Origin of the sequence: Streptomyces sp. NPDC052109 (assembly GCF_040680195.1) — a bacterium.
GTDB lineage: Bacteria > Actinomycetota > Actinomycetes > Streptomycetales > Streptomycetaceae > Streptomyces.
This window is the reverse complement of record NZ_JBFAWF010000040.1, coordinates 12,653-34,301: the sequence shown is the minus strand read 5'-3', so window position 1 is coordinate 34,301 and position 21,649 is coordinate 12,653. Positions and strand designations below refer to the sequence as shown.

The window sequence follows — 21,649 nt, the reverse complement described above, 5'->3', positions numbered from 1 at the left end:
CCTACGGCTTCCCGTCAGAGCATTCGGCTAGCCTTTCCCCGCGGTGGGGCACGGGAAACCACTCCTAGGGTGATTATCACTCGGCGTGCCGAGTGTGGCGATCGTTGACGCACCCCTGGTGACTGCCTACCGTCGTGAAGGCAGGTCAAGGACGGAGGTCGGCGTGAGAACCAGCGGCGACGGTACGGCTGGGGGTGCCCCCGGACGCGGGTTCGGGGAGAGCGGTCCGTACCCTCCCCCGAGTTCTCAGCCGCGTTCGAACAGGGCGTACCCCCAATCGAGCAGCGCGGTCGATCACGCTCCGCAGCGGCCGACGGTGGTGCCGAACGGCGGAGGGGCGGCGTCCATGGCGTCGGAAGAGATCGGCTATCGCGGGCCGACGGCCTGCGCGGCCGCGGGCATCACCTACCGGCAGCTCGACTACTGGGCGCGCACCGGGCTGGTGGAGCCGAGTGTGCGGCCCGCCTACGGGTCGGGCACACAACGGCTGTACAGCTTCCGGGACGTGGTCGTCCTGAAGATCGTGAAGCGGTTCCTGGACACCGGGGTCTCGCTGCAGAACATCCGCACGGCCGTGCAGCACCTCAGGGAACGCGGTTTCCGCGACCTGGAGCGCATGACCCTGATGAGCGACGGCGCCACGGTGTACGAGTGCACCTCGCCGGACGAGGTCCACGCCCTGCTCCAGGGGGGCCAGGGCATTTTCGGGATCGCCGTCGGCGTTGTGTGGCGGGACGTGGAGAGCGCCCTCTCCCAGCTCCACGGGGAGCGCATCGACACGGGCGAGACCCTGGTCGGGCACAACCCGGCGGACGAGCTGGCGCGGCGGCGCAACCGGGCGGTCTGACGGTCCCTGCCGTCTGACCCCGGCCCGTCGGGGGCCGGGCATTGTCAGTGCCGTGGTGCAGCATCGGAGATGTGAGAAACGCGCCCACGATCCTGCATCTCGACATGGATGCCTTCTACGCCTCGGTGGAGCAGGCATCCAAGCCGAGCCTGCGCGGGAAAGCGGTCGTCGTGGGCGGTCTCGGACCGCGCGGGGTGGTGGCCACGGCGTCGTACGAGGCGAGGGTCTTCGGGGTGCACTCGGCGATGCCCATGGCCCAGGCGCGCCGGCTGGCGCCCAATGCCGCGTATCTGGTGCCGCGCTTCCCGCTGTACCGGGACATCAGCGAACAGGTGATGGCGCTGCTGCGGGAGTTGTCGCCGCTGGTGGAGCCGCTCAGCCTGGACGAGGCGTTCGTGGACCTGGAGGCCGGCGGTACGGCCTGGGACGAGGACTCGGCGCGGCTGGCAGGGACCAGGCTGCGCGCGGACATCCGGGCGGCCACGGGGCTCACCGGATCGGTCGGACTCGCCGCGTCCAAGATGCTCGCCAAGATCGCCTCGGAGGAGGCCAAGCCCGACGGCCTGGTGGTCATCGAGCCGGGGACCGAGCGGGCGCTGCTGGGGCCGATGCCGGTGCGGACGCTGCCGGGGGTGGGGCCGGCCACCGGGGACCATCTGCGCAGAGCCGGGATCACCACCGTCGAGGAGTTGGCGGAGGCGGGTGAGGACGAGCTGGTGCGGCTGCTCGGAAAGGCCCACGGGCACGCGCTGTACGCCATGGCCCTGGCCCAGGACGAGCGGCCCGTGGTGGCCGAGCGCGAGGCGAAGTCGGTGTCGGTCGAGGACACCTACGACGTGGACATACACGACCGGCCGCGGATCGGACTGGAGGTGCAGCGGCTCGCCGATCGGTGCGTGGGGCGGCTGCGCGGGGCCGGGCTGTCGGGGCGGACCATCGTGCTGAAGGTACGCAGGTACGACTTCTCGACCCTGACCCGCTCCGAGACGCTCAGAGGACCCACCGACGATCCGGCGGTCGTACGGGAGGCGGCCGCGCGGCTGCTGGACTCGGTGGACACCACGGGCGGGGTACGGCTGCTCGGGGTCGGTGTCTCCGGGCTCGCCGACTACACACAGGAGGACCTCTTCGCGCAGGCCATGCCCTCGCAGGCGGCGGAGACGTCGGAGGAGTCCGTGTCCGAGCCCGTCGTCGAGCGGCCGCAGCTCGTCGAACGCCACTGGCGAGCAGGACAGGATGTACGGCACTCGGAGTACGGGCACGGGTGGGTCCAGGGGAGTGGGCTGGGGCGGGTCACCGTGCGGTTCGAGACACCGCAGTCCCTGCCGGGGAGGGTACGGACGTTTTCCGTCGCCGATCCTGCGCTGGAGGCCGCCGACCCGTTGCCGTTGGTTTCGATTCCCACCCACCCACCCGACCGACTCGGTCCGCCGAGCAGCGGCCGACGCGGGGCCCCGCCCCCGACCCCGAAAGGGATCCGGGATCAGGCCTCTTCCGAGCCCGCCAGCTTCCCGAAGTCGTGGTCCGGTACGGACGGAGGTGGGGCCACGTCCAGGCCGTAGTGGTGGTAGAGCTGGAGTTCCTGTTCGGGGGAGAGATGGCGGCCCACGCCGAAGTCGGGGGCGTCCTTGATCAGGGCGCGGTCGAAGGGGACGTGGAGGGCGCCCTCGACGAGCTCGCTCGGCTCCAGGGGGACGAAGGCGTCGCGGGAGAAGAGGCCGGTGCGTATCGCGGCCCACTCGGGCACGCCGGTCGCGTCGTCGAGGTAGACCTCGTCGATGGTGCCGATCTTGGTGCCGTTGCGGTCGAACGCCTTGCGGCCGATCAGGTTGCGCGGATCGATCTCGGTCTGCACGGTCCCTCTCCCTCCACGTGGTCGCGACTCATCCGTAAGCACTACAAAAGAGCACATTCAGTGCGGCGGCCACTCGAAAGTTCGGGCGTTGACCTCGCTGGTAGGCTGACAGCGGCTGCTGACCCCGTGCGGGAGAGTCCTCCGACCACCTCGGAGGCGCCGAAGGAGCAAATCCTCCCCGGAATCTCTCAGGCTCACGTACCGCACGGACGAGGTCACTCTGGAAAGCAGGGCGGGCGTCGACGGCTCCCGCTCTCACCGACGGTGAAAGCCGGGCCTTCGGGAACCCGGTGAAGCTCTCAGGTTGAGATGACAGAGGGGGAGGCCGTCGGGGCACCCGTGCCGTGGTGCCCTTCGAAGGTCGCGTCAGACCAGGAGGCCTCCGCAATGACCGCCCACCGCATGCCGCTCTCGGAGCTCGAAGCGGGCATCCCCTTCGAGCAGCGCCACATCGGGCCCGACCAGGAGGCGCGGGCCAAGATGCTCGCGCAGGTCGGCTACGGCTCGCTGGACGAGCTGACCGCCGCCGCGGTCCCGGATGTGATCAAGAACGCCGACGCCCTCGACCTGCCGGGCGCCCGCACCGAGTCGGAGGTGCTCGCCGAGCTGCGCTCGCTCGCCGACCGCAACCAGGTCCTCGACTCCATGATCGGTCTGGGGTACTACGGGACCTTCACGCCGCCCGTCATTCTGCGGAACGTCATGGAGAACCCGGCCTGGTACACGGCGTACACGCCGTACCAGCCGGAGATCTCGCAGGGCCGGCTCGAGGCGCTGCTGAACTTCCAGACCGTCGTCGCGGACCTCACCGGTCTGCCCACCTCCGGCGCCTCCCTGCTGGACGAGGGCACGGCCGCCGCCGAGGCCATGGCGCTGTCGCGGCGCATGGGCAAGAACAAGAAGGGCCTGTTCCTGATCGACGCGGACGCGCTGCCGCAGACCATCGCCGTCATCCAGACCCGCGCCGAGCCGACCGGCGTCGAGGTCGTCGTCGCCGATCTCAGCGAGGGCATTCCGGCCGAGATCGCCGAGCGCGAGATCAACGGCGTGCTGATCCAGTACCCGGGCGCCTCCGGTGCCGTACGGGACATCAAGCCGGTCATCGACCGGGCGCACGAGCTGGGAGCCCTGGTCACCGTCGCCGCCGACCTGCTGGCGCTGACCCTGCTGACCTCGCCGGGCGAGCTGGGCGCGGACATCGCGGTCGGCACCACCCAGCGCTTCGGCGTGCCGATGGGCTTCGGTGGTCCGCACGCCGGCTACATGGCCGTACACGAGAAGTTCGCCCGCAGCCTGCCCGGCCGGCTGGTCGGTGTCTCCGTCGACGCGGACGGGAACAAGGCCTACCGGCTCGCGCTGCAGACCCGTGAGCAGCACATCCGCCGGGAGAAGGCGACCAGCAACATCTGCACCGCGCAGGTTCTGCTCGCCGTGATGGCCGGCATGTACGCGGTCTACCACGGTCCCGAGGGGCTCCAGACCATCGCCCGGCGCACCCACCGCTACGCCACGATCATCGCCGCGGGCCTGAAGGCCGGCGGTGTCGAGATCGTCCACGGCGCCTACTTCGACACCCTCACCGCGCGGGTGCCCGGCAAGGCCGCCGAGGTCGTCGCGGCCGCCCGGCAGAACGGGGTGAACCTCCACCTGGTGGACGCCGACCAGGTCTCCCTGGCCTGCGACGAGACCACCAAGCGGGCCCAGGTCGCCGCAGTGTGGTCCGCGTTCGGTGTCGAGGGCGACATCGAGGCGCTGGACGCGACGGCCGAGGACACCCTCCCCGAGTCGCTGCTGCGCACCGACGCCTACCTCACCCACCCGGTCTTCCACCAGCACCGCTCCGAGACCGCGATGCTGCGCTACCTGCGCAAGCTGGCCGACCGCGACTACGCGCTCGACCGCGGCATGATCCCGCTGGGCTCCTGCACCATGAAGCTCAACGCGACCACGGAGATGGAGCCGGTCACCTGGCCGGAGTTCGGCCAGCTGCACCCCTTCGTGCCGGCCGAGCAGGCGCAGGGCTACCTCACGCTCATCCGCGAGCTGGAGGAACGTCTCGCCGAGGTCACCGGCTACGACAGGGTCTCCCTCCAGCCGAACGCCGGATCGCAGGGCGAGCTGGCCGGTCTGCTGGCCGTGCGCGGCTACCACCGCGCCAACGGCGACGAGCAGCGCACCGTCTGCCTGATCCCGTCCTCCGCGCACGGCACCAACGCGGCCAGCGCCGTGATGGCCGGCATGAAGGTCGTCGTCGTCAAGACCGCCGGGGACGGCGAGATCGACGTCGAGGACCTGCGGGCGAAGATCGAGCAGTACCGCGACGAGCTGGCCGTGCTGATGATCACCTACCCGTCGACGCACGGTGTGTTCGAGGAGCACGTCGCCGACATCTGCGCGCAGGTGCACGAGGCGGGCGGCCAGGTGTACGTCGACGGCGCCAACCTCAACGCCCTGGTCGGTCTCGCCAAGCCGGGCCACTTCGGCGGTGACGTCTCGCACCTGAACCTGCACAAGACCTTCTGCATCCCGCACGGTGGCGGTGGCCCCGGCGTCGGCCCCGTGGCGGTCCGCGAGCACCTCGCGCCGCACCTGCCGAACCACCCGCTGCAGCCGGCCGCGGGCCCGGAGACCGGCGTCGGTCCGATCTCGGCCGCTCCCTGGGGCTCCGCGGGCATTCTGCCGATCTCCTGGGCGTACGTCCGTCTGATGGGCGGCGAGGGCCTGAAGCGGGCCACCCAGGTGGCCGTGCTCTCCGCGAACTACGTCGCCAAGCGCCTGGAACCGCACTACCCGGTGCTCTACACCGGCCCCGGCGGCCTGGTCGCGCACGAGTGCATCATCGACCTGCGCCCGCTGACCAAGGCGACCGGCGTGAGCGTGGACGACGTGGCCAAGCGCCTGATCGACCACGGCTTCCACGCGCCGACGATGTCCTTCCCGGTGGCCGGCACGCTGATGATCGAGCCGACCGAGTCGGAGGACCTCACCGAGCTGGACCGGTTCTGCGACGCGATGATCGCCATCCGTGCGGAGATCGAGAAGGTCGCCACGGGCGAGTGGCCGGCGGAGGACAACCCGCTGCGGGGCGCCCCGCACACCGCGGCCGCCCTCGGCGGTGAGTGGAAGCACGCCTACAGCCGCGAGGAGGCCGTCTTCCCGGCCGGTGTCTCGGCCGCCGACAAGTACTGGCCGCCGGTGCGCCGTATCGACCAGGCCTTCGGCGACCGCAACCTGGTGTGCTCCTGCCCGCCGCTGGACGCGTACGAGGTCTGAGCGAGCGGCGGCTCTCAGGGCCCCGTCCGGTTTCCGGGCGGGGCCTCGCCGTGTCACGTCGTCGCCAGGGACACCTCGGTCGCCTTGATGAGGGCGACCACGTCGGAGCCCACGAAGAGGCCGAGGTCGGCGACCGCGTCCTTGGTGATCGCCGCGGTCAGTTCGCCGCCGTCGACAGAGATCTTGACGGAGGCCATGACGGCGCCTGTCGTGAGGCCGGTGATCGCGCCGGGGATCTGATTGCGGATCGACAGGCCCTCGACCCGTCGGGCGGCCAGGGAGACCTCGGTCGACTTCACCAGGGCGCGAACGACCGAGCCGGGGGCGAGGGCCAGGTCCTCGGCGGACTCCTTGGTGATGGCCGCCATGAGGTCTTGGCCGCCGTCCAGACGGAGCCTGACGGTGGCCATCGCCTCGCCCTGGTGGACTTCGGTGACCGTGCCGGGAAGCTGGTTGCGGATGCTCAGGGTCATGGGCACCCACGGTAGGGCGCCCACCCGGTCAGGCCGGGTATGCATGTGTCTGCGTCGCTTTGACCGTCGCCCAGACGGCAGCGCCCGGGTGCAGATCGAGGTCGGCGGCGGCGACCGTGGTGAGGTCGGCGGCGAGGGGGAGCTCGCCGCCGAGGTCGGCGCGGATCTGGTCGCCGTGCGTCTCCAGGCCCACCACTTCGCAGCGCCAGAGGTTTCGGGCGCTGGCACCGGTGGGCCGGTCCCGGAACAGAGTGACGGCGCCGGGCGGGAACGCCACGAAGACCGGCCCCGTCAGGTCCTCCGTGGTGGTGATCGAGGGTCCCGCGTCGAGTCGCACCGTATGCCCCTGCGCCCGGCCGCGGTAGAGGTTGAGCCCGACGAGCTGGGCGATGTAGTCGGTGCGTGGGTGGCGGGCGATGTCGGCGGGGCCGCCCTCCTGGACGACCTGCCCGTGCTCTACGACGACCAGCCGGTCCGCGAGCACCATCGCGTCCAGCGGGTCGTGCGTGACCAGGACGGCGACCGCCTCGAACTCGGCCAGATGGCGGCGCAGTTGGGCGCGGACCTCCAGGCGGGTGCGGGCGTCCAGCGCGGCCAGTGGCTCGTCGAGGAGCAGCAGCCGGGGGTGGGTGGCCAGGGCGCGGGCGAGGGCCACGCGCTGCGCCTGCCCTCCGGACAGGCGGCGGGGCTTCGCGCTCGCGTGGCCGGCGACGCCCATCCGGTCCAGCCACTCGGCGGCCTGGGCACGCGCCTCGGCCTTGGACACGCCCTGGCAGCGCGGCCCGAAGGCCACGTTGTCCAGCGCGGACAGATGGGGGAAGAGCAGGTAGTCCTGGAAGACCACGCCGACCGGACGGGACTCCGGGGGAGTGCGCTCCAGCGCGGCGCCGTCCAGGCGCAGATGACCGTCGGTGAGCGGGGCGAGTCCGGCCAGGGCGCGCAGGGCGGTGGTCTTGCCGGCGCCGTTGGGACCGAGCAGGGCGACGACGTCTCCGGGGGCCGCGGTCAGGGCCACGTCGAGCCGGAAGGAGCCGCGGTCGACGACGAGGTGGGCGTCGAGCCCCTCGTCGCCCACCCTCCTGAGGCCGGCTTCGGGGGCGTCGATGTCGGTCATGGGTCCGTACGTTCGCACATGCCCGGGGTCGGCTGCCATGGTCACGCCCCCGTCATCCAGCGGTCGCGCAACCCGGCCAGCACCGCGATCGACACCGCCAGCAGCACCAGGCTGAGGGAGATCGCCGCGTCGGGGTCGTTCTGCAGGGCCAGGTAGACCGCGAGGGGCATGGTCTGGGTGCGGCCGGGGAAGTTGCCCGCGAACGTGATCGTCGCCCCGAACTCGCCGAGCGCACGCGCCCAGGCCAGGATCGCGCCCGCGGCGATGCCGGGTGCGATCAGCGGCAGGGTGACCCGGCGGAACGCGGTGAAGCGGGAGGCGCCGAGCGTGGTCGCAGCCTCCTCGTAGCGCGGGTCGGCCGCGCGCAGCGTGCCCTCGACGCTGATGACCAGGAACGGCATCGCGACGAACGCCTCCGCGATCACGACTGCGGTGGTGGTGAACGGCAGGGTGATCCCGAACCAGGCGTCCAGCCACTTGCCGATCACCCCGTTGCGGCCGAGGGCGAGCAGCAGCGCCACACCGCCGACCACCGGCGGCAGCACGAGCGGCAGCGTCACCAGGGCCCGGACGAATCCCCGCCCGGGAAACTCGGTACGGGCCAGCAGCCAGGCCAGCGGCACACCCAGGACGAGGCTGACGGCCGTCGCCGCGGTGGCGCTGACCAGCGACAGCTGCAGCGCCTGCCACACCTCGGTGCTGGACAGCTGGCCCGGCAGGGTGCGCCAGGGTGCGCGGACGAGCAGCGCGAGCAGCGGCAGCAGCAGGAACGCCAGCGCCAGCAGGCCCGGCAGCAGCAGCGGCAACGGCACCCCGCGCCGGCCCCCCGCGCCGACGCGGCGGCGCCGCGGCCGATCCGTGCGTGGACCGGTCGCGGCGCCGGGCTCGAGATGCGAGGTCACGGCTTGAGGAACCCGGCCTCGCTCAGCACCTTCTGGCCCTCGGCCGACTGCACGAGGGCGACGAACGCCCTGGCGGCCTGGGCGTTCGGGGCGTTCTTGAGCAGGACGATCGGGTAGGCGTTGATCGCCTCGGCGGACTCGGGGAACTCCACGCCCTCCACCTTGCCACCGGCGGACTTCACATCGGTCTTGTAGACGACGGCGGCGTCCGCCTCCTTCAGTTCGACCTTGTTCAGGGCGGCCTTGACGTCCTGCTCGTAGGAGACCGGGGTGAGCTTGAGCCTGCTGGCGTCCAGGGCCTTCTGCGCGGCGGCGCCGCACGGAACCGTCTTGTCGCACAGGACGACCTTCAGGCCGGACTTGGTGAGGTCCTTCAAGGAGGACACCTTGTCGGGGTTGCCCGGGAGGGTGGCGATCTCCAGCTGGTTGCGGACGAAGGTGGCCGGGGTGCCGACCGCGTCCTTCTTGTCCGTCACGATCGCCATGGTCTTGGGGCTGGCGGCGGCGAAGACGTCCGCCGGGGCACCGCCGGTGATGCTGGCGGCCAGGGTGTCGCTGCCGCCGAAGTTGAAGTTGACCTTGGTGCCCGGGTGCTGCTGCTCGAACTCCTTGCCCAGGGTCGTGAAGCTCTCCTTCAGGGAGGCGGCGGCGAAAACGGTGACGTCGCCGGACAGCTTCGGCGAGGCCGACGACCCCGAGGAGGCCGAGGTGTCCTTGGACTTGGACGAGTCCGACGAGGAGGAGCAGGCGCTGAGTGCCATCAGGGCGGCGGCTCCCGCACCGGCCAGCTGCAGCATCCGCCGGGTCCGGCGCACGGAACGGGTCATCACGGTTCTACTCCTCGGGTTCTGTGGAACAACTGTCGCGCCCTGTCACGGCCGGCGAACCCGGCCGTGCGGCGATGATACTGCCGCATCTGCCAGCTGTAAGTCTCCTGTCGCATCGCATGAGCTGCGAACTCGTGACTTGTAGCTTGCATGTGCGTTTGCACGGAGCGTCGCGGGGGGTACGGTGCTGCGGGAGGTGGTCGCAGGTGACGCTCGCGGAACTCGCTCTGACCGGCGATCTGGCCCGGCCCGCCCGGCTGACCGTGCCGGACCTGCTCCGCTGGCCGCAGCACCGGGCGGACGTCAGCTTCGAGTGCGCGACCAGCGGCGTCCAGCACCACCGGTTCGCCGGCCCGCGCCTGTACGACGTCCTCACCGACGCGGGGCCGGGCTTCGACCCGGCGCGGCGCAAGGACCGGCTGCGCTTCCTCATCGCCGTCACCGGCACCGACGGCCACCACGCCGTGCTGTCCTGGGCCGAGATCGACCCCGACTTCGCGGCCGCGCCGGTCCTGCTGGGCGTGTGCATCGACGACACCCCGCTGGACGCGGCCGGGCCCCAGCTGGTCCTGCCTCAGGACCGGTGCGGGGCCCGGCACATCAGCGGGATCACGGCGATCCGGGTGGACGGCCGCTACCGCTGTGGCGCTCCAGCTCCCGCCACACCCGGTCACGCAGCAGCGGCACCTCGGTGAACCGCACGCCCGTCGCGTCCCGCAGCGCGTTGGCCAGGGCCGGGGCGACCGGGTTGAAGGGGCTCTCGCTCATCGACTTGGCGCCCAGCGGGCCGATCGCGTCGGCCGTCTCCATGAAGTGCACCTCGGTGCGCGGCACGTCGGCGTACTGCGGGAGCCGGTAGCGGCGGAAGGCGGCCGTGTCGACCGCGCCCCGCTCGTCCAGCAGGACCCGCTCGAAGAGCGTGGCGCCGAGCGCCTGGGCGACCCCGCCCTCGACCTGGCCGCGGCACTGCATCGGGTTCATCACCTTGCCGGCGTCGGCCGCGTGCACGCTGCGCAGGATGCGGATCTCGCCGGTGCCGGGATCGACCGCCACACGAAACCAGTGCGCGTTGAAGGCGACCGAGCGGGGGGTGCCACCGAAGTGCCCGTCGGCGGAGAGCTCCAGGCCGACCGCGCGGGAGGCCGCGTGCAGCTCCTTGAGCAGCAGGCGTCCGCCGGGGTGCAGCACGGCCTCCTCGGCGAGCCTGCAGTCGGCGCGAGGCATGCCCAGATGAGCGGCGGCGAAGTCCAGCAGCTGGTCGGCGAGGGCGCGGGCGGCGCGCAAGGTGGCCTTGCCGGCGACGACCGTGCCGGTGGAGGCGAACGCGCCGGTGTCGTGCCGTACGACGTCCGTGTCGGACTGGCGGATGGCGATCCGGTCGACGGTGGTGGCGAGTTCGCCGGCGGCGATCTGCCTGTGCACGGTGGTGGTGCCGTTGCCGAACTCGGCGGTGCCGACCGCCAGATCGAAGGTGCCGTCGGGCAGCAGGGCGGCCTTGGCGTCGGCGATGTGGCCGCCGGGCGGCCCGGTCGCGATCATCGCAAGGGCCGCGCCCTCACCGACCAGCCAGCCCTCGGGGGCTGGTTCGGCGGGCTGGGACTGCGCCCTGCGCACGATCGACAGGCACTGGTCGAGGCCGTAGCTCGCGATGTGCAGGTCCTCCTCGTGCCCGGCGGGCGTGAGCATCCGCTCGCCGGGACCGATGATGTTGCGGGCCTTGAACTCCAGCGGGTCCAGGCCGAGCCGGCGGGCCAGTTCGTCCAGCGCGGACTCCACCGCGAACAGCACCTGGCCGAGGCCGTAGCCGCGGAAGGCGCCCGCCGGGACGGTGTGCGTGTACACCGAGTAGGCGTCGACCTTCTTGTGCGCGGCGCGGTAGACGGCCATGGACTCGCCGACGCTGTGGAACATCACGGCCGGTCCGTGGTTGCCGTAGGCGCCGGTGTTCGCGACGACGTGCAGCTGGAGGGCGGTGAGGGTGCCGTCGCGCCGGGCGCCCGCCATCACCCGGATCGTGAAGGGGTGCCGGGTGGTGGCACCGTAGAACTGCTCCGCGCGTGTGTACTCCAGTTTCACCGGGCGGCGCAACTTCAGGACGGCGAGCGCCACGACGTCCTCGACCAGCATCTCCTGCTTGCCGCCGAATCCGCCCCCGACCCGGCCCGCCACCACCCGGACCCGCTCCTCGGGCAGGTCGTACAGCGCGCACAGGGCACGGCGGGTGAGGAACGGCGTCTGGGAGCTCGTGCGGACGGTGAGCCGGCCGTCCTCGTCGATCCAGGCGAGAGCCCCGTGCGTCTCCAGACTCGCGTGCTGCACACGCTGGGTGCGGAAGGTCTCCTCGTAGACGACGTCCGCCTCGGCCAAGCCGGCCGCCACGTCCCCGATCTCACCGTGCGCCTCGTCGACCACGTTGGCCTCGGGGCGGGAGATCCGGGCGGTCGCGGCGTCCTTGTCGTGGACCACGGGCGCCCCCGGACGCATGGCCTCCTCCGGGTCGAGGACGGCCGGCAGCACCTCGTACGTCACCTCGATCCGCCGGCAGCCCTCCTCGGCGGCGGCCTCGCTGTCCGCGACGACGGCCGCGACGCGCTGGCCGATGTAGCGGACGGTGTCGTCGAGGACGCGCGTGTCGGCCGGGTCCTCCTCGGGGTGCTCGTGGCGGGCGGTGGAGAAGTGCCGCTTTGGGGCGTCGTGGTGGGTGAAGACGGCGTGGACGCCGGGGACGCGCAGGGCGGCGGAGGTGTCGATGGCTCGGATGCGGGCGTGGGCGTGCGGGGAGCGCAGCAGCTTCATGTGCAGCAGGCCCGGCACGTCGATGTCGAAGGTGTAGCGGGCGGTACCGGTGACGACCTGCGGCCCGGCCGGTGCGGGCAGACTCCGGCCGACGGATTCGCCCGGCGCGGGCGCCTCCACGTTCCTCACCCCGCGTACGGCGTCCTCGATGGCCCGGTAGCCGGTGCAGCGGCACAGGTTGCCCTTGAACGCCCGCGGCAGGTCGGCCAGTTCGTCCTCGTCGAGGGCGGCCGTGGTCATCAGGAAGCCCGCCGTGCAGAAGCCGCACTGGAACCCCTGGGCGTCGAGGAACTTCTGCTGGACGGGGTGGAGTTCGCCGTCCGGCGAGGCCAGGCCCTCGACCGTGGTGACGCGGTGTCCGTCGGCCCGGAAGGCCGGGTACAGACAGCTGTGCACGGGCCTGCCGTCGACATGGACCGTGCAGGCGCCGCAGTCGCCGGCGTCGCAGCCCTTCTTCACGCCGAACCAGCCGCGTTCGCGCAGGTAGGTGCGCAGACACTGGCCGGGCCGTGGCTCCTCCTCGAAGGACCTTCCGTTGACCTCCACCTTCATCGCCGCTCTCCCTCCGCGAGCTCCCGGCGGATCTCCTCCGCCATCCGGAACGTCATGTGCCGCCGCCACTCGGGCAGTCCGTGGATGTCGTCGAACCACTCGTCGTCCGCGACGGCCCCCTCGATCGCCGTCCGCAGCGTGTCGGCCGTCGGTGCCAGCGGGAACCACAGCCGCACCGGGCGGACCGTGGCCGCGGTGACGGTGATCGCCACGGAGTGGTCGACCGGGTCGAGCGTGCCGACGAGCAGGGCGGCCGAGCGGCCGAGGCCGTAGAGAGAGGTCTGCCGGAACGCCGTACGGCAGGCCAGGGCGCGGGCGGGGAGGGTGACCGAGCGCAGCAGCTCGCCCTCCGCGAGATCCTTGCGGCCCGCGCCGGTGACGAATTCGGTGACCCTGAGCCGGCGCCGGGTGCCGTCCTGGGCGATGAGAAGGCACTCCCCGTCGAGGGCCGCCGTGAGGGAGATCATCGGGCCGGCCGGCAGGCCGTTGCACAGGTTCCCGCCGACCGTGGCCATGTTCCAGATCTTGAAGGAGGCGAGGAACGCCCGGCAGCACTGTTCGAAGAGGGGAGCCGCAGGGGCGGGCAAGTCCCGGGCGTGACGGGACAGTTCGGCGATGGTGCAGGTGGCGGCGAGCTCCAGTGAGCCGTCCGCGTGGCGTTTCACGGGTGTCCAGCCCATCCGGCTCAGGTCCACCAGGCGCCGCAGATGCGGTTGGTGCTCGGAGAACAGGTACGTTCCGCCGCCGAGCCAGGCGTCCCCCGGCCGCCAGGGCGCGGGCCGCCTGGCGTCTCGTATCTCGGCCACCGTGTTCAGGTCCATGGCTGAAAGTGAAGCAACGGGATGCGGCTCGGACGACTGGTGCGGAGCACGGAAACGCCGACGGCGAAGCCGCTCCGACTGGAGGATCCACCAAGAGGCATTCCGCTCGCGAAAGCTTGCATCTACGATGCTTCATCTCGCACTCGCCTGGTGAATGCGAGGGGTCCGGGGGTTCAGCTCGCCACCCGGCGGCCGTACGAGGAGCCAGCACATGCACGTCGAACACCTCCTGGGGGACGCCTCCCTCGGCCTGCGCCTGCTCTGGGCGGAGGACGCGCTGTTGAGGCGTGAAATCAGCGGTGTCACCGTCACCGACCTGGAGGACCCGGCCCGCTTCGTGCGGCCCGGCGAGGTGGTGCTCAGCGGACTGGTGTGGTGGTCGCCCGACGGCGGTCCCGGCAAGGCGGAGCGGTTCGTCTCGGCGCTGCGGGACGCGGGGGCCGCCGCGCTGCTCGCAGGGGAGGAGACCCACGGGAGCGTGCCCGACGACCTGGTCGAGGCCTGCGTACGCCACCGGGTGCCGGTCGCCGGAGTGCCGGCGCACATCATGTTCCGGTCGATCACGGACACCGTGTACCTGCGCCAGTGGGGCGGGCTGAGCCGGCATCACGCACTGCCGGAGAACACGCGCGTACGGCTGAGCCGGCTGCTCGCCCAGGAGGCCGGCCCGGCCGCCGTGCTCGACGCGGCCTTCGCCCATCTCGGCGGGACGGCCGCGTACGTCTTCACGCCGTCGGGGCGGACGGTCGCGGCCACGGCGGGCGCACCGGCCGTGTCCGCGCGGGAGGCGGTCACGCTCGTCGCCGACGGGTCCGGGGTGACCGCCTCCGTCGCCACCGGCGGTGTGTCCGCCTACGAGCGCTGGCTGCTGTACCTGCCCGACCCCGACGGGGCTCCGCCGCGCATGCTGCACGAGGCCGCCGCCGTGCTGGCGCACTGTCAGGAGGCAGGCGCCCGGCGTCCGGCGGCCGGGTCGCGGGCGGCGGACGAACTCGGTGCGCTGCTGACCGCTCCGGGCGGGCCGGAGGGCACCGCGGTGGAGGGGGTGCTGCGCCGGTGCGGGCTGCCGGGGGCGGGGCGGTATCAGGTGATCGTGGCGGACGTGACGGCGCGGCAGCCGGGAGAGGGCGAAGCGCTGCTCGCGGAGGGCGCGTTGAGCGAGGTGGCCGGGCATCTGGCAGGTGCGCCGGGCGAGGGCGGCGAGGGGGACCCCGCCGTGGCGGCAGCCGTGGGGCGGTTGCCGGACGGCAGCTCCTTCGCGGTGCTGTCCGGCGTGCCGGACGGCTGGGCGGACGAGGTGTGGCCGCTGGTCGCCGGCTGCGCGCCCGGTGTCGTGCTGCACGGCGGCATCGGCGCGCCCGTCGCGGGACCCGAGGCGCTGGGCGGTGCGTTGGCGCAGGCCTGTTACGCCCTCGCCTCGGCCCGCGCCACGGCGCCCGACGCGTCCCGCCTCACCGACGCCGGCTCCCTCACCACCCTGGACGCGTTGCTCACCGGGGTGCCGTCCGGGGTGCGTGCCGCCTTCAGCCGTACCGTCCTCGGTCCGTTGCTGGACACCGGCCGGCCCGCCACCGCCGTGCTGCTGAGCACCCTGGAGACCTTCCTGGCCTGCGACGGCTCATGGGCGCGCACGGCGCAGGCGCTGCATCTGCACGTCAACACCGTGCACTACCGGGTGGAGCGGATCGAGCGGCTCACCGGGCGCGACCTGTCCCGGCTACGGGACCGGCTCGACCTGTGGGCGGCGCTGTTGTGCCGGTGAGAACGGCAGCGTGACGGGTCAGACGCGGTCGATGTGCACGTTGGTGGACTTCACACGCGCGGTGGCCTCCATGCCGACCTCCAGGCCCAGTTCCTCGACGGCCTCCCGGGTCAGCAGCGACACCAGCCGGTGCGGGCCCGCCTGGATCTCCACCTGGGCGGCGACGTCACCGAGTTTGATCGCCGTGACGATGCCGGGGAAGGCGTTGCGGACGGAGGTGTAGGAGGCGTCCTCCTCGCCGCCGCCCGCCCTGGCCAGTTCGACCGAGAACGCGGCGAGGTCCCGGCCGTCGATGAGCCGCCGCCCGGCCTCGTCGCGATGGGTCGCCACCCGGCCCGCGTCGGCCCACCGTCGTGCGGTGTCCGGGCTCACGCCGAGCAGCCGCGCCGCCTGGCCGATCGTGTAGGACTGCATGCCGGTCACGATAGGGCCACCGGCCGGGAACCGTGGACGTGGGGTTGGCCGTTGGGTATAACGCGATATAGCGTTAGTGCGTGATGGGCTCCCTGCGGGGACGAGCTGAATCGGGGTGAGGGTATGGCGGCCGAGCTGCTGCCCACGGAGGTGTCGTCCGGGCTGCGCGCCTCGCACGCGGACCGGGACCGGGTGGTGGACGTCCTGACGGGCGCCGCCGGAGACGGCCGGATCATGCCCGAGGAACTGGACGAGCGCGTGGCGGCGGCGCTGACCGCGCGCACGCTCGGCGAGCTCGCGGCGCTCACCGCCGACCTGCCCGGGGAGGCGGGCGTGGCGCCGGCGAAGGACGTCGTCCGGATCCGGCAGCGGGGCGCCTCGACCGTGCGTGCGGACGGCTGGGCGGTGCCGCGCCGGATGGAGATCTCCTCTGCCTGGGGGCATGTGACCCTCGACTTCTCCAGCGCGGTGATCACGCACCACACCCTCCGCATCGACCTCGACATGTGCGGCGGCGCCCTGCGGCTGATCACCCGGCCCGGTGTGTTCGTGGACGCCGACGCGCTGGTGATGGGCTACGGCAGGACCAAGGTGCGGCCGGACCGCGATCCCGGTGCGCCGACCGTGCTCCGGGTGGAGATACACGGCCGGCTCAGCATGGGGCGACTGGAGGTACGGCCGCCCCGGCGGTGGCTCGGCAGGTAGGCCGCGCACACCGCCGCCGGGCGGTCCGGGTCGAGCGGTCGGTCTCAGCCTGTGTGCACCCGCGGCCGGCGCACCCGGTCCGGTTCCGCCTCGCGCAGCACCTCTCGGGTGACCGGGGCGACCTCGCCCTGACCGAAGAGGAAGAAGCGCAGGAAGTTGGCGAAGGGGCTGCCCTCGGTCCACTCGAAGTAGATGTGCGGGGTGCAGCCGGTGATGTCCCGGACGTGGAGCAGCAGGGCGGCCAAGGCGTTGGGGATGGAGGCGGATTCCAGGGTCAGCACGCGGTAGCGGCCGTGCAGGACCTCGCCGCGCACGCTCAGGCTCGCCTCGAACTCGGAGGGGTCCGTGACCGTGACCTCGACGAAGACGAAGTCCTCCTGCTGGGGCATGTCGTTGTCGGCCTTGATCTGCTCGATCTTGTCCCGGTACTCGGCCTTGTCCCGGTGGCCCGGCTCGTTGGCGATGAACCGCATCTTGCGACTGGCCATGTCGCGGATGAATCGTTCCGCAAGAGGGTCGAGCGTCACGCTGGTCACGCGCAGCTCGAAGGCACGGGCCAGCCGGGAGGCCAGCGAGACGAGGATGATGCCGGCGATGAAGCAGGCACCGATCTTCACGCCGTCCGGGCGCTCGATGACGTTGACCACGGTCGTGTAGAGGAACACCGTGGCGATCACGCCGAACCCGATGGTCCACTTGCGCTGCCCGGCCTTGCGCGCGGCGATGGTCACCGCGATGGCGGCCGAGCTGATCAGCACGAGCACACCGGTGGCGTAGGCGCCGCCCTGCTTGTCCACGTTGGCGTCGAAGATCCAGGTCACCAGGAACGCGATCAGCGTGAAGACGATGACCATCGGACGCACGGCGCGCGCCCAGTGCGGGGCCATGCCGTAACGGGGCAGGTAGCGCGGCATGAGATTGAGCAGGCCCGCCATCGCGGAGGCACCGGCGAACCACAGGATGGCGATCGTCGAGATGTCGTAGACCGTGCCGAAGGCGCCACCCAGGTACTGGTGCGCGAGGTAGGCGAGGGCACGGCCGTTTGCCGGGCCGCCCGTCTTGAAGTCGTTCTCCGGGATGAGCAGCGTGGTGATGAAGCTGGTGGTGATCAGGAAGCCGCTCATGATGAGGGCGGCGGTGGTGAGCAGCTTCTTGGCGTCCCGGATTCGGCCGGTCGGCTTCTCCTCGGTGTCCCCGGCGTCGCCCTGGACGTGCGGCATGACGGCGACGCCGGTCTCGAAGCCGGACAGGCCGAGGGCGAGCTTCGGGAAGACGATCAGCGCCACACCGACCATGACGAACACGTTGCCGTGCTCCGCTGTCAGGGCGGTGCCCCAGTCGGTGATCACGTGCTCGGCGGTGACGACGTGCCAGAGGCCGACGACCACCACGACCACGTTGAGCGCGAGGTAGATGCCGACCAGGGCGAACGCGACACCGATCGCCTCCAGGAAGCCCTTGAGGAACACCGCGCCGAGCAGCGCCACCAGGAACAGCGTGATCACCATCTGGTGGCCGTGCAGAGCGCTGGTCAGATGCGGGTTCTCCACGAGGTGGGTGGAGGCGTCGGCGGCCGACAGGGTGATCGTGATGAGGAAGTCGGTGGCCGCGAAGCCCAGCAGGGTGAGGACGAACAGCTTGCCCTGCCAGAACGACAGCAGCCGCTCCAGCATGGCGATGGAGCCCTCGCCGTGCGGGCTCTCCTCGGCCACCCGACGGTAGACCGGCAAGGCGCCTGCCAGGGTGACGATGACCAGCACGATCGTCGCGATCGGGGACAGCAGACCGGCCGCCAGCGCCGCGATGCCCGGCTGATAGCCGAGGGTCGAGAAGTAGTCGACACCGGTCAGGCACATCACGCGCCACCACCGCTGGCCCTTGTGCGGGGGCTCCGGTTCGGCGTAGGGCCCGGTGTGGCCACCGTGCTTGCCCATGTCGGACAGCCCCTCCAGCATCCAGTTGCGCAGGCGACTGGGAGGGGGGTGCTCGGTCGTGGCCATCAGTGGGCTCCTGTATGCGGCTCAGCTCTTATCCGGCCATCACGCGGACGGCGGCACCAGCGTAAGCAGAGAGTGACGCCTGGGCCCATGAATACGGGCGGGGGCGGCGTCAATCTTGCGTTAAGAATGGCGCGGGAGCGGCAGAGTCGCATCAAGAAGCGGAGGCCGGAGAGGTTTCGCGGGAGCACGGCTGATCGGGGCACTGGGCGCCCCGCCGGCCCCTGGACGGCCACCGAGTGTCATGTTTTCAGGGCGTCGATCGCACCACCTCATTCCATTCCGGACGCCCGGAACACGCCCAGGGCCGTCTCGTGGTCGACGCGACGGGCGAGGCGGTGCAGGGCGGTCGTGCCGCACAGCAGGGTCCCGGCGGCCTCGGACGCCCGGGCGCCCTCGTCGAGCAGGTACCAGAGGCCCGGGTTGCGGGGCAGGACCTCGGGGTCGATCTCGACCCGGCTGCCGAGGGCGTCACGCAGGACCAGGCGCTGGGCGACGCCGTCCAGCGGACGTGCCGCGATCAGCAGATCGGTGCGGACCCGGCGGGTGCGCAGCAGACGGCGGGTGGCCAGCCAGCCCGGTCCGGCCGAGACCCGCACCGGGCAGAGCACGAGAAACAGCAGGAGCGCGATGGCCATCCACAGGGCACCGCGCCAGAAGGTGAGGGAGCCGGCCGCCCAGTCGACGGACAACAACAGTCCGAGCAGCACAGCGGCACAGCGGAGCGAGGAGCGCATGCCCGCTTTCCAGTCGCGGTCGTACACCACGTCGGCCGGGCCGCTGGGGTGCGGGCCGGCGAGCCGGGTGTGGGTGCCGTCGGGGTGCCTCATGTCCGATGACGTTAGTCAGGCCCGGGGCCGCCGGAGCGCGGCCGTACCGCACCTTGACGGCGCCCTGACGGCCGGCGGGCCGTTCTTGACGCAAGTCCGACGCGGAAGCCCGGTGGGCAACACCGGCACGGAAGCGCGACCCGGAGCCGGCGCGGAGCCGGGACGGGCAGCCGGACGCGTCCGGGGCACCAGGACCTCGGGGTGCCACGGCGCATCGGCCCCGGAAATCTGATCGTGCTGTCGCCGCAGGCGCCTTCACAGGCCCCGGATGTCCATGCGCAGGTGCCAGGTGTTGCGCCGGTGGACGGAGAGCAGCTCCGACTCCAGGGGGGAGGGGGGTACCGCGAGCACCGGGCAGACCGCGTGCGCCAGGCAGTGCCGGGAGACCCGGCCCGAGAAGGCGCGGTGCAGGCCGCGTCGGCCGGCGCCCACCACCAGGACGTCGTCCTCCCGGTCCGCGGTCGCCACCAGAGCCGGGCCCGGAGCGCCACGGACGACGACGGCGTGCATCGGCACGCCGGGGACGTTACCGCCGAAGATCTCCTCGAGCACCGAGGCCAGCCGCTGTGCGGCGAGCCGCTGCCAGTCCTCGAGCAGCAGCCCGGCGGCGGGGGAGCGGCGCGCCGCCGGATCACCGCCCGGCGGCTCCCAGGCCAGCACCGGCCACAGTTCGGCTCCGAGGCGCCGGGCCAGCGCGGTGGCCCGGCGCAGGGCGGTGACGCTGCCCAGGGAGCCGCTCACACCGACCACCACCCGAGCAGTCGCCGAGGCGTCGTAACGGGACATCACTCCACCGTTCCTCGCGGGCGACGCCGCGACGTCGCGCGCGGACGTGCCCGCCCTGCAAGGCCCTTGCCTCCTTCCATCCCACTCCCGCACCGGCGATTCGACCAGCCGGCCGACAGCGTCTTTTCCGGATGCCCGTCCCTCTCCACGACCGGGGTCGACAAACCCGCCCACCACTAAGATTCGATGCCACAGTCGAAACTTTCGAACAGCTCTGGGGGCGAGTCATGCGGACCTACGGCAATCCCGTCCTGCCCGGCTTCCACCCCGACCCGAGCGTGTGCCGGGCCGGGGACGACCACTACCTGGTGTGCTCCAGCGGCAGATCGGCAACGTCCTCGACAGGCCGGGCCAGTTGACGATGCCCGACGACACACCGGCCTCCGGTGGCGTCTACGCGCCGACGATCCGCCGCCGCGACGGGCTGTTCCACATCGTCACCACCAGCGTCGGAGCCGGAGGCACCTTCCTCGTCACCGCCGAACGCCCGGAGGACCCCTGGTCGGACCCGGTGTGATCGACCTTCCCGGCATCGACCCCGACCTGGCCTGGGACGAGGACGGTTCCTGCTGGTGTGCGATGGCCGGGGTCACCGTGGCCCGGATCGGTCCGCGCACCGGAGAGGTCCTCGAAGGCCCGCTGCCCATCTGGTCCGGCACCGGCCTCAGGGGCCCTGAGGCACCGCATCTGCACCGGATCGGCGACTGGTGGTACCTGCTGCTCGCCGAGGGGGGGACGGCGCTGGGCCACGTCGTCTCGGCCGCCCGCGCCCGCTCGCCGCGCGGCCCGTGGGAACCGGCCCCGGGCAACCCGGTGCTGACCCATCGCGGTACCGGCCTGCTGATCCGGTGCACCGGCCGCGCCGACCTCGTCCGGGCGGCGGACGGCAGTTGGTGGACGGTGCTGCTCGGCACCCGGCCGCGCGGCTTCTTCCCGGAGTTCCACGTCCTGGGACGGGAGACCTTCCTGGCCCCGGTGGAGTGGGCCGACGGATGGCCGCGGGTGGGTCCGGTGCGCGAGCGGCACCCGGCGCCGGCAGCCCGGGCGCCCGTCGGACAGCCGCCGCTGCGGGACGACTTCACCGCTCCGGTGCTCGCGCCGTACTGGATATCCCCGCGCCGCAGGCTCGAGGGGTGCTGGTCGCTCACCGAGCGGCCCGGCCGGCTCACGCTGACCGCCACCGGGGACAGCCTCGACCGGCCCGGGCACACCTTCGTCGGCCGTCGCCAGCAGCACCACGGCTGCCGGGTCGCCGCACGGCTGGAGGCCGGGGCGGGCCGGGCCGGGCTGTCCGTCCGCATCGACGAGGACCATCACTACGACCTGGAGGTGGCCGCGGGGACGGCGGCCGTCATCGCCCGGATCGGCCCGCTGCGCCGGCGCGTCACCGAACTCCCGCTGCCCGTGGGCCCGGTCGCCCCGGCCGTCGACAACCGCGCGACCCGGAACCCCGGCCCGGGGACGGCCCGGACAGCGTCGCCTTCCGGGTCGAAACGTCCGACGGATGTGTCCGACTGGCCGAACTGGACGGCCGCCATCTGTCCACCCAAGTGGCCACGGGAATCACCGGGCGGGTCATCGGCATGTACGTCACCGAGTGCCGCGCCGCCTTCGACTGGTTCGCCTACGCGCCCGCGACCTCCTGCGCGACACCTTGACGCTCCCCACGCGCCTTCCTAGAGTCGCCGTTCGGAA

General features: G+C 72.1%; 18 protein-coding genes, 1 pseudogene and 1 riboswitch. Of the genes and pseudogenes, 8 read left to right on the top strand and 11 right to left on the bottom strand.

The genetic code is table 11. From position 1 onward, the window contains the following. The first annotated feature begins 163 nt into the window (after positions 1-163). The gene (locus tag AB0L59_RS40695) at positions 164-847 is read left to right on the top strand and encodes a MerR family transcriptional regulator (RefSeq protein ID WP_365592820.1); all 684 of its coding nucleotides are present in this window, start codon (positions 164-166) and stop codon (positions 845-847) included. 71 nt (positions 848-918) lie between these two features. Beyond that, positions 919-2,409, top strand: coding sequence for a DNA polymerase IV (locus AB0L59_RS40690; RefSeq protein ID WP_365592817.1), 1,491 nt, complete (start codon positions 919-921; stop codon positions 2,407-2,409). Here the strand turns inward: AB0L59_RS40690 and AB0L59_RS40685 are convergent. Next, positions 2,331-2,702: a PRC-barrel domain-containing protein gene (locus AB0L59_RS40685; RefSeq protein WP_365592814.1), complete on the bottom strand. Its 372-nt coding sequence runs from the start codon at positions 2,700-2,702 to the stop codon at positions 2,331-2,333. The genes AB0L59_RS40690 and AB0L59_RS40685 overlap by 79 nt on opposite strands. Positions 2,703-2,821: 119 nt before the next feature. Then, positions 2,822-2,916: riboswitch (glycine riboswitch) on the top strand. 173 nt (positions 2,917-3,089) lie between these two features. On the opposite strand from AB0L59_RS40685, the gene gcvP reads away from it, so the two are divergent. After that, entirely contained in the window at positions 3,090-5,975 is a 2,886-nt protein-coding gene (gene gcvP / locus AB0L59_RS40680) for an aminomethyl-transferring glycine dehydrogenase (RefSeq protein ID WP_365592811.1), read from the top strand. 53 nt (positions 5,976-6,028) lie between these two features. On the opposite strand, the gene AB0L59_RS40675 is transcribed toward gcvP, so the two are convergent. Genes AB0L59_RS40675 through modA form a run of 4 tightly spaced genes read right to left on the bottom strand, consistent with a single transcriptional unit; the run spans position 6,029 to position 9,291 of the window. Then, entirely contained in the window at positions 6,029-6,448 is a 420-nt protein-coding gene (locus AB0L59_RS40675; protein ID WP_365592808.1) for a TOBE domain-containing protein, read from the bottom strand. A gap of 28 nt (positions 6,449-6,476) precedes the next feature. Beyond that, a complete protein-coding gene (locus AB0L59_RS40670) occupies positions 6,477-7,562 on the bottom strand; it encodes an ABC transporter ATP-binding protein (RefSeq protein ID WP_365592805.1) in 1,086 nt (361 codons plus the stop codon). A 41-nt stretch (positions 7,563-7,603) separates the two neighbouring features. Then, positions 7,604-8,464 carry a molybdate ABC transporter permease subunit gene (modB, locus tag AB0L59_RS40665; RefSeq protein ID WP_365592802.1) on the bottom strand — a complete coding sequence of 287 codons (861 nt, stop codon included), beginning with the start codon at positions 8,462-8,464 and terminating at the stop codon, positions 7,604-7,606. Continuing rightward, entirely contained in the window at positions 8,461-9,291 is an 831-nt protein-coding gene (modA, locus tag AB0L59_RS40660) for a molybdate ABC transporter substrate-binding protein (protein ID WP_365592799.1), read from the bottom strand. Before modA ends, modB begins: the two co-directional genes overlap by 4 nt. Positions 9,292-9,497: 206 nt before the next feature. Here modA and AB0L59_RS40655 point away from each other — a divergent pair, with 206 nt between their 5' ends. After that, the gene (locus AB0L59_RS40655) at positions 9,498-9,986 is read left to right on the top strand and encodes a molybdopterin-dependent oxidoreductase (protein WP_365592796.1); all 489 of its coding nucleotides are present in this window, start codon (positions 9,498-9,500) and stop codon (positions 9,984-9,986) included. Here AB0L59_RS40655 and AB0L59_RS40650 read toward each other — a convergent pair. Then, complete coding sequence (locus tag AB0L59_RS40650) at positions 9,901-12,639, bottom strand: molybdopterin-dependent oxidoreductase (RefSeq protein ID WP_365592793.1); 2,739 nt, start codon at positions 12,637-12,639, stop codon at positions 9,901-9,903. The genes AB0L59_RS40655 and AB0L59_RS40650 overlap by 86 nt on opposite strands. After that, a complete protein-coding gene (locus tag AB0L59_RS40645) occupies positions 12,636-13,460 on the bottom strand; it encodes an FAD binding domain-containing protein (RefSeq protein ID WP_365592790.1) in 825 nt (274 codons plus the stop codon). Before AB0L59_RS40645 ends, AB0L59_RS40650 begins: the two co-directional genes overlap by 4 nt. Before the next feature lie 211 nt (positions 13,461-13,671). Here AB0L59_RS40645 and AB0L59_RS40640 point away from each other — a divergent pair, with 211 nt between their 5' ends. Continuing rightward, positions 13,672-15,222, top strand: coding sequence for a helix-turn-helix domain-containing protein (locus tag AB0L59_RS40640; RefSeq protein WP_365592788.1), 1,551 nt, complete (start codon positions 13,672-13,674; stop codon positions 15,220-15,222). Between the two features lie 18 nt (positions 15,223-15,240). Here the strand turns inward: AB0L59_RS40640 and AB0L59_RS40635 are convergent, their stop codons facing one another. Beyond that, positions 15,241-15,636 (bottom strand): helix-turn-helix transcriptional regulator, encoded by a 396-nt coding sequence (locus tag AB0L59_RS40635; protein ID WP_365592785.1) that lies wholly within the window; start codon positions 15,634-15,636, stop codon positions 15,241-15,243. 123 nt (positions 15,637-15,759) lie between these two features. Here AB0L59_RS40635 and AB0L59_RS40630 point away from each other — a divergent pair, with 123 nt between their 5' ends. Continuing rightward, positions 15,760-16,341: a DUF1707 domain-containing protein gene (locus AB0L59_RS40630; RefSeq protein ID WP_365592782.1), complete on the top strand. Its 582-nt coding sequence runs from the start codon at positions 15,760-15,762 to the stop codon at positions 16,339-16,341. Between the two features lie 44 nt (positions 16,342-16,385). Here the strand turns inward: AB0L59_RS40630 and AB0L59_RS40625 are convergent, their stop codons facing one another. The 3 genes from AB0L59_RS40625 to AB0L59_RS40615 form a co-directional block, all read right to left on the bottom strand. Next, positions 16,386-18,341 (bottom strand): amino acid transporter, encoded by a 1,956-nt coding sequence (locus AB0L59_RS40625; RefSeq protein ID WP_365592780.1) that lies wholly within the window; start codon positions 18,339-18,341, stop codon positions 16,386-16,388. 269 nt (positions 18,342-18,610) lie between these two features. Beyond that, the gene (locus AB0L59_RS40620; protein WP_365592777.1) at positions 18,611-19,168 is read right to left on the bottom strand and encodes a hypothetical protein; all 558 of its coding nucleotides are present in this window, start codon (positions 19,166-19,168) and stop codon (positions 18,611-18,613) included. 255 nt (positions 19,169-19,423) lie between these two features. Then, entirely contained in the window at positions 19,424-19,954 is a 531-nt protein-coding gene (locus tag AB0L59_RS40615) for a universal stress protein (protein ID WP_365592774.1), read from the bottom strand. A gap of 361 nt (positions 19,955-20,315) precedes the next feature. Here AB0L59_RS40615 and AB0L59_RS40610 point away from each other — a divergent pair. After that, positions 20,316-20,893: pseudogene (locus AB0L59_RS40610) on the top strand (family 43 glycosylhydrolase); the annotation flags it as partial. A gap of 36 nt (positions 20,894-20,929) precedes the next feature. Beyond that, a complete protein-coding gene (locus AB0L59_RS40605; protein ID WP_365592847.1) occupies positions 20,930-21,634 on the top strand; it encodes a hypothetical protein in 705 nt (234 codons plus the stop codon). Positions 21,635-21,649 lie beyond the last annotated feature (15 nt).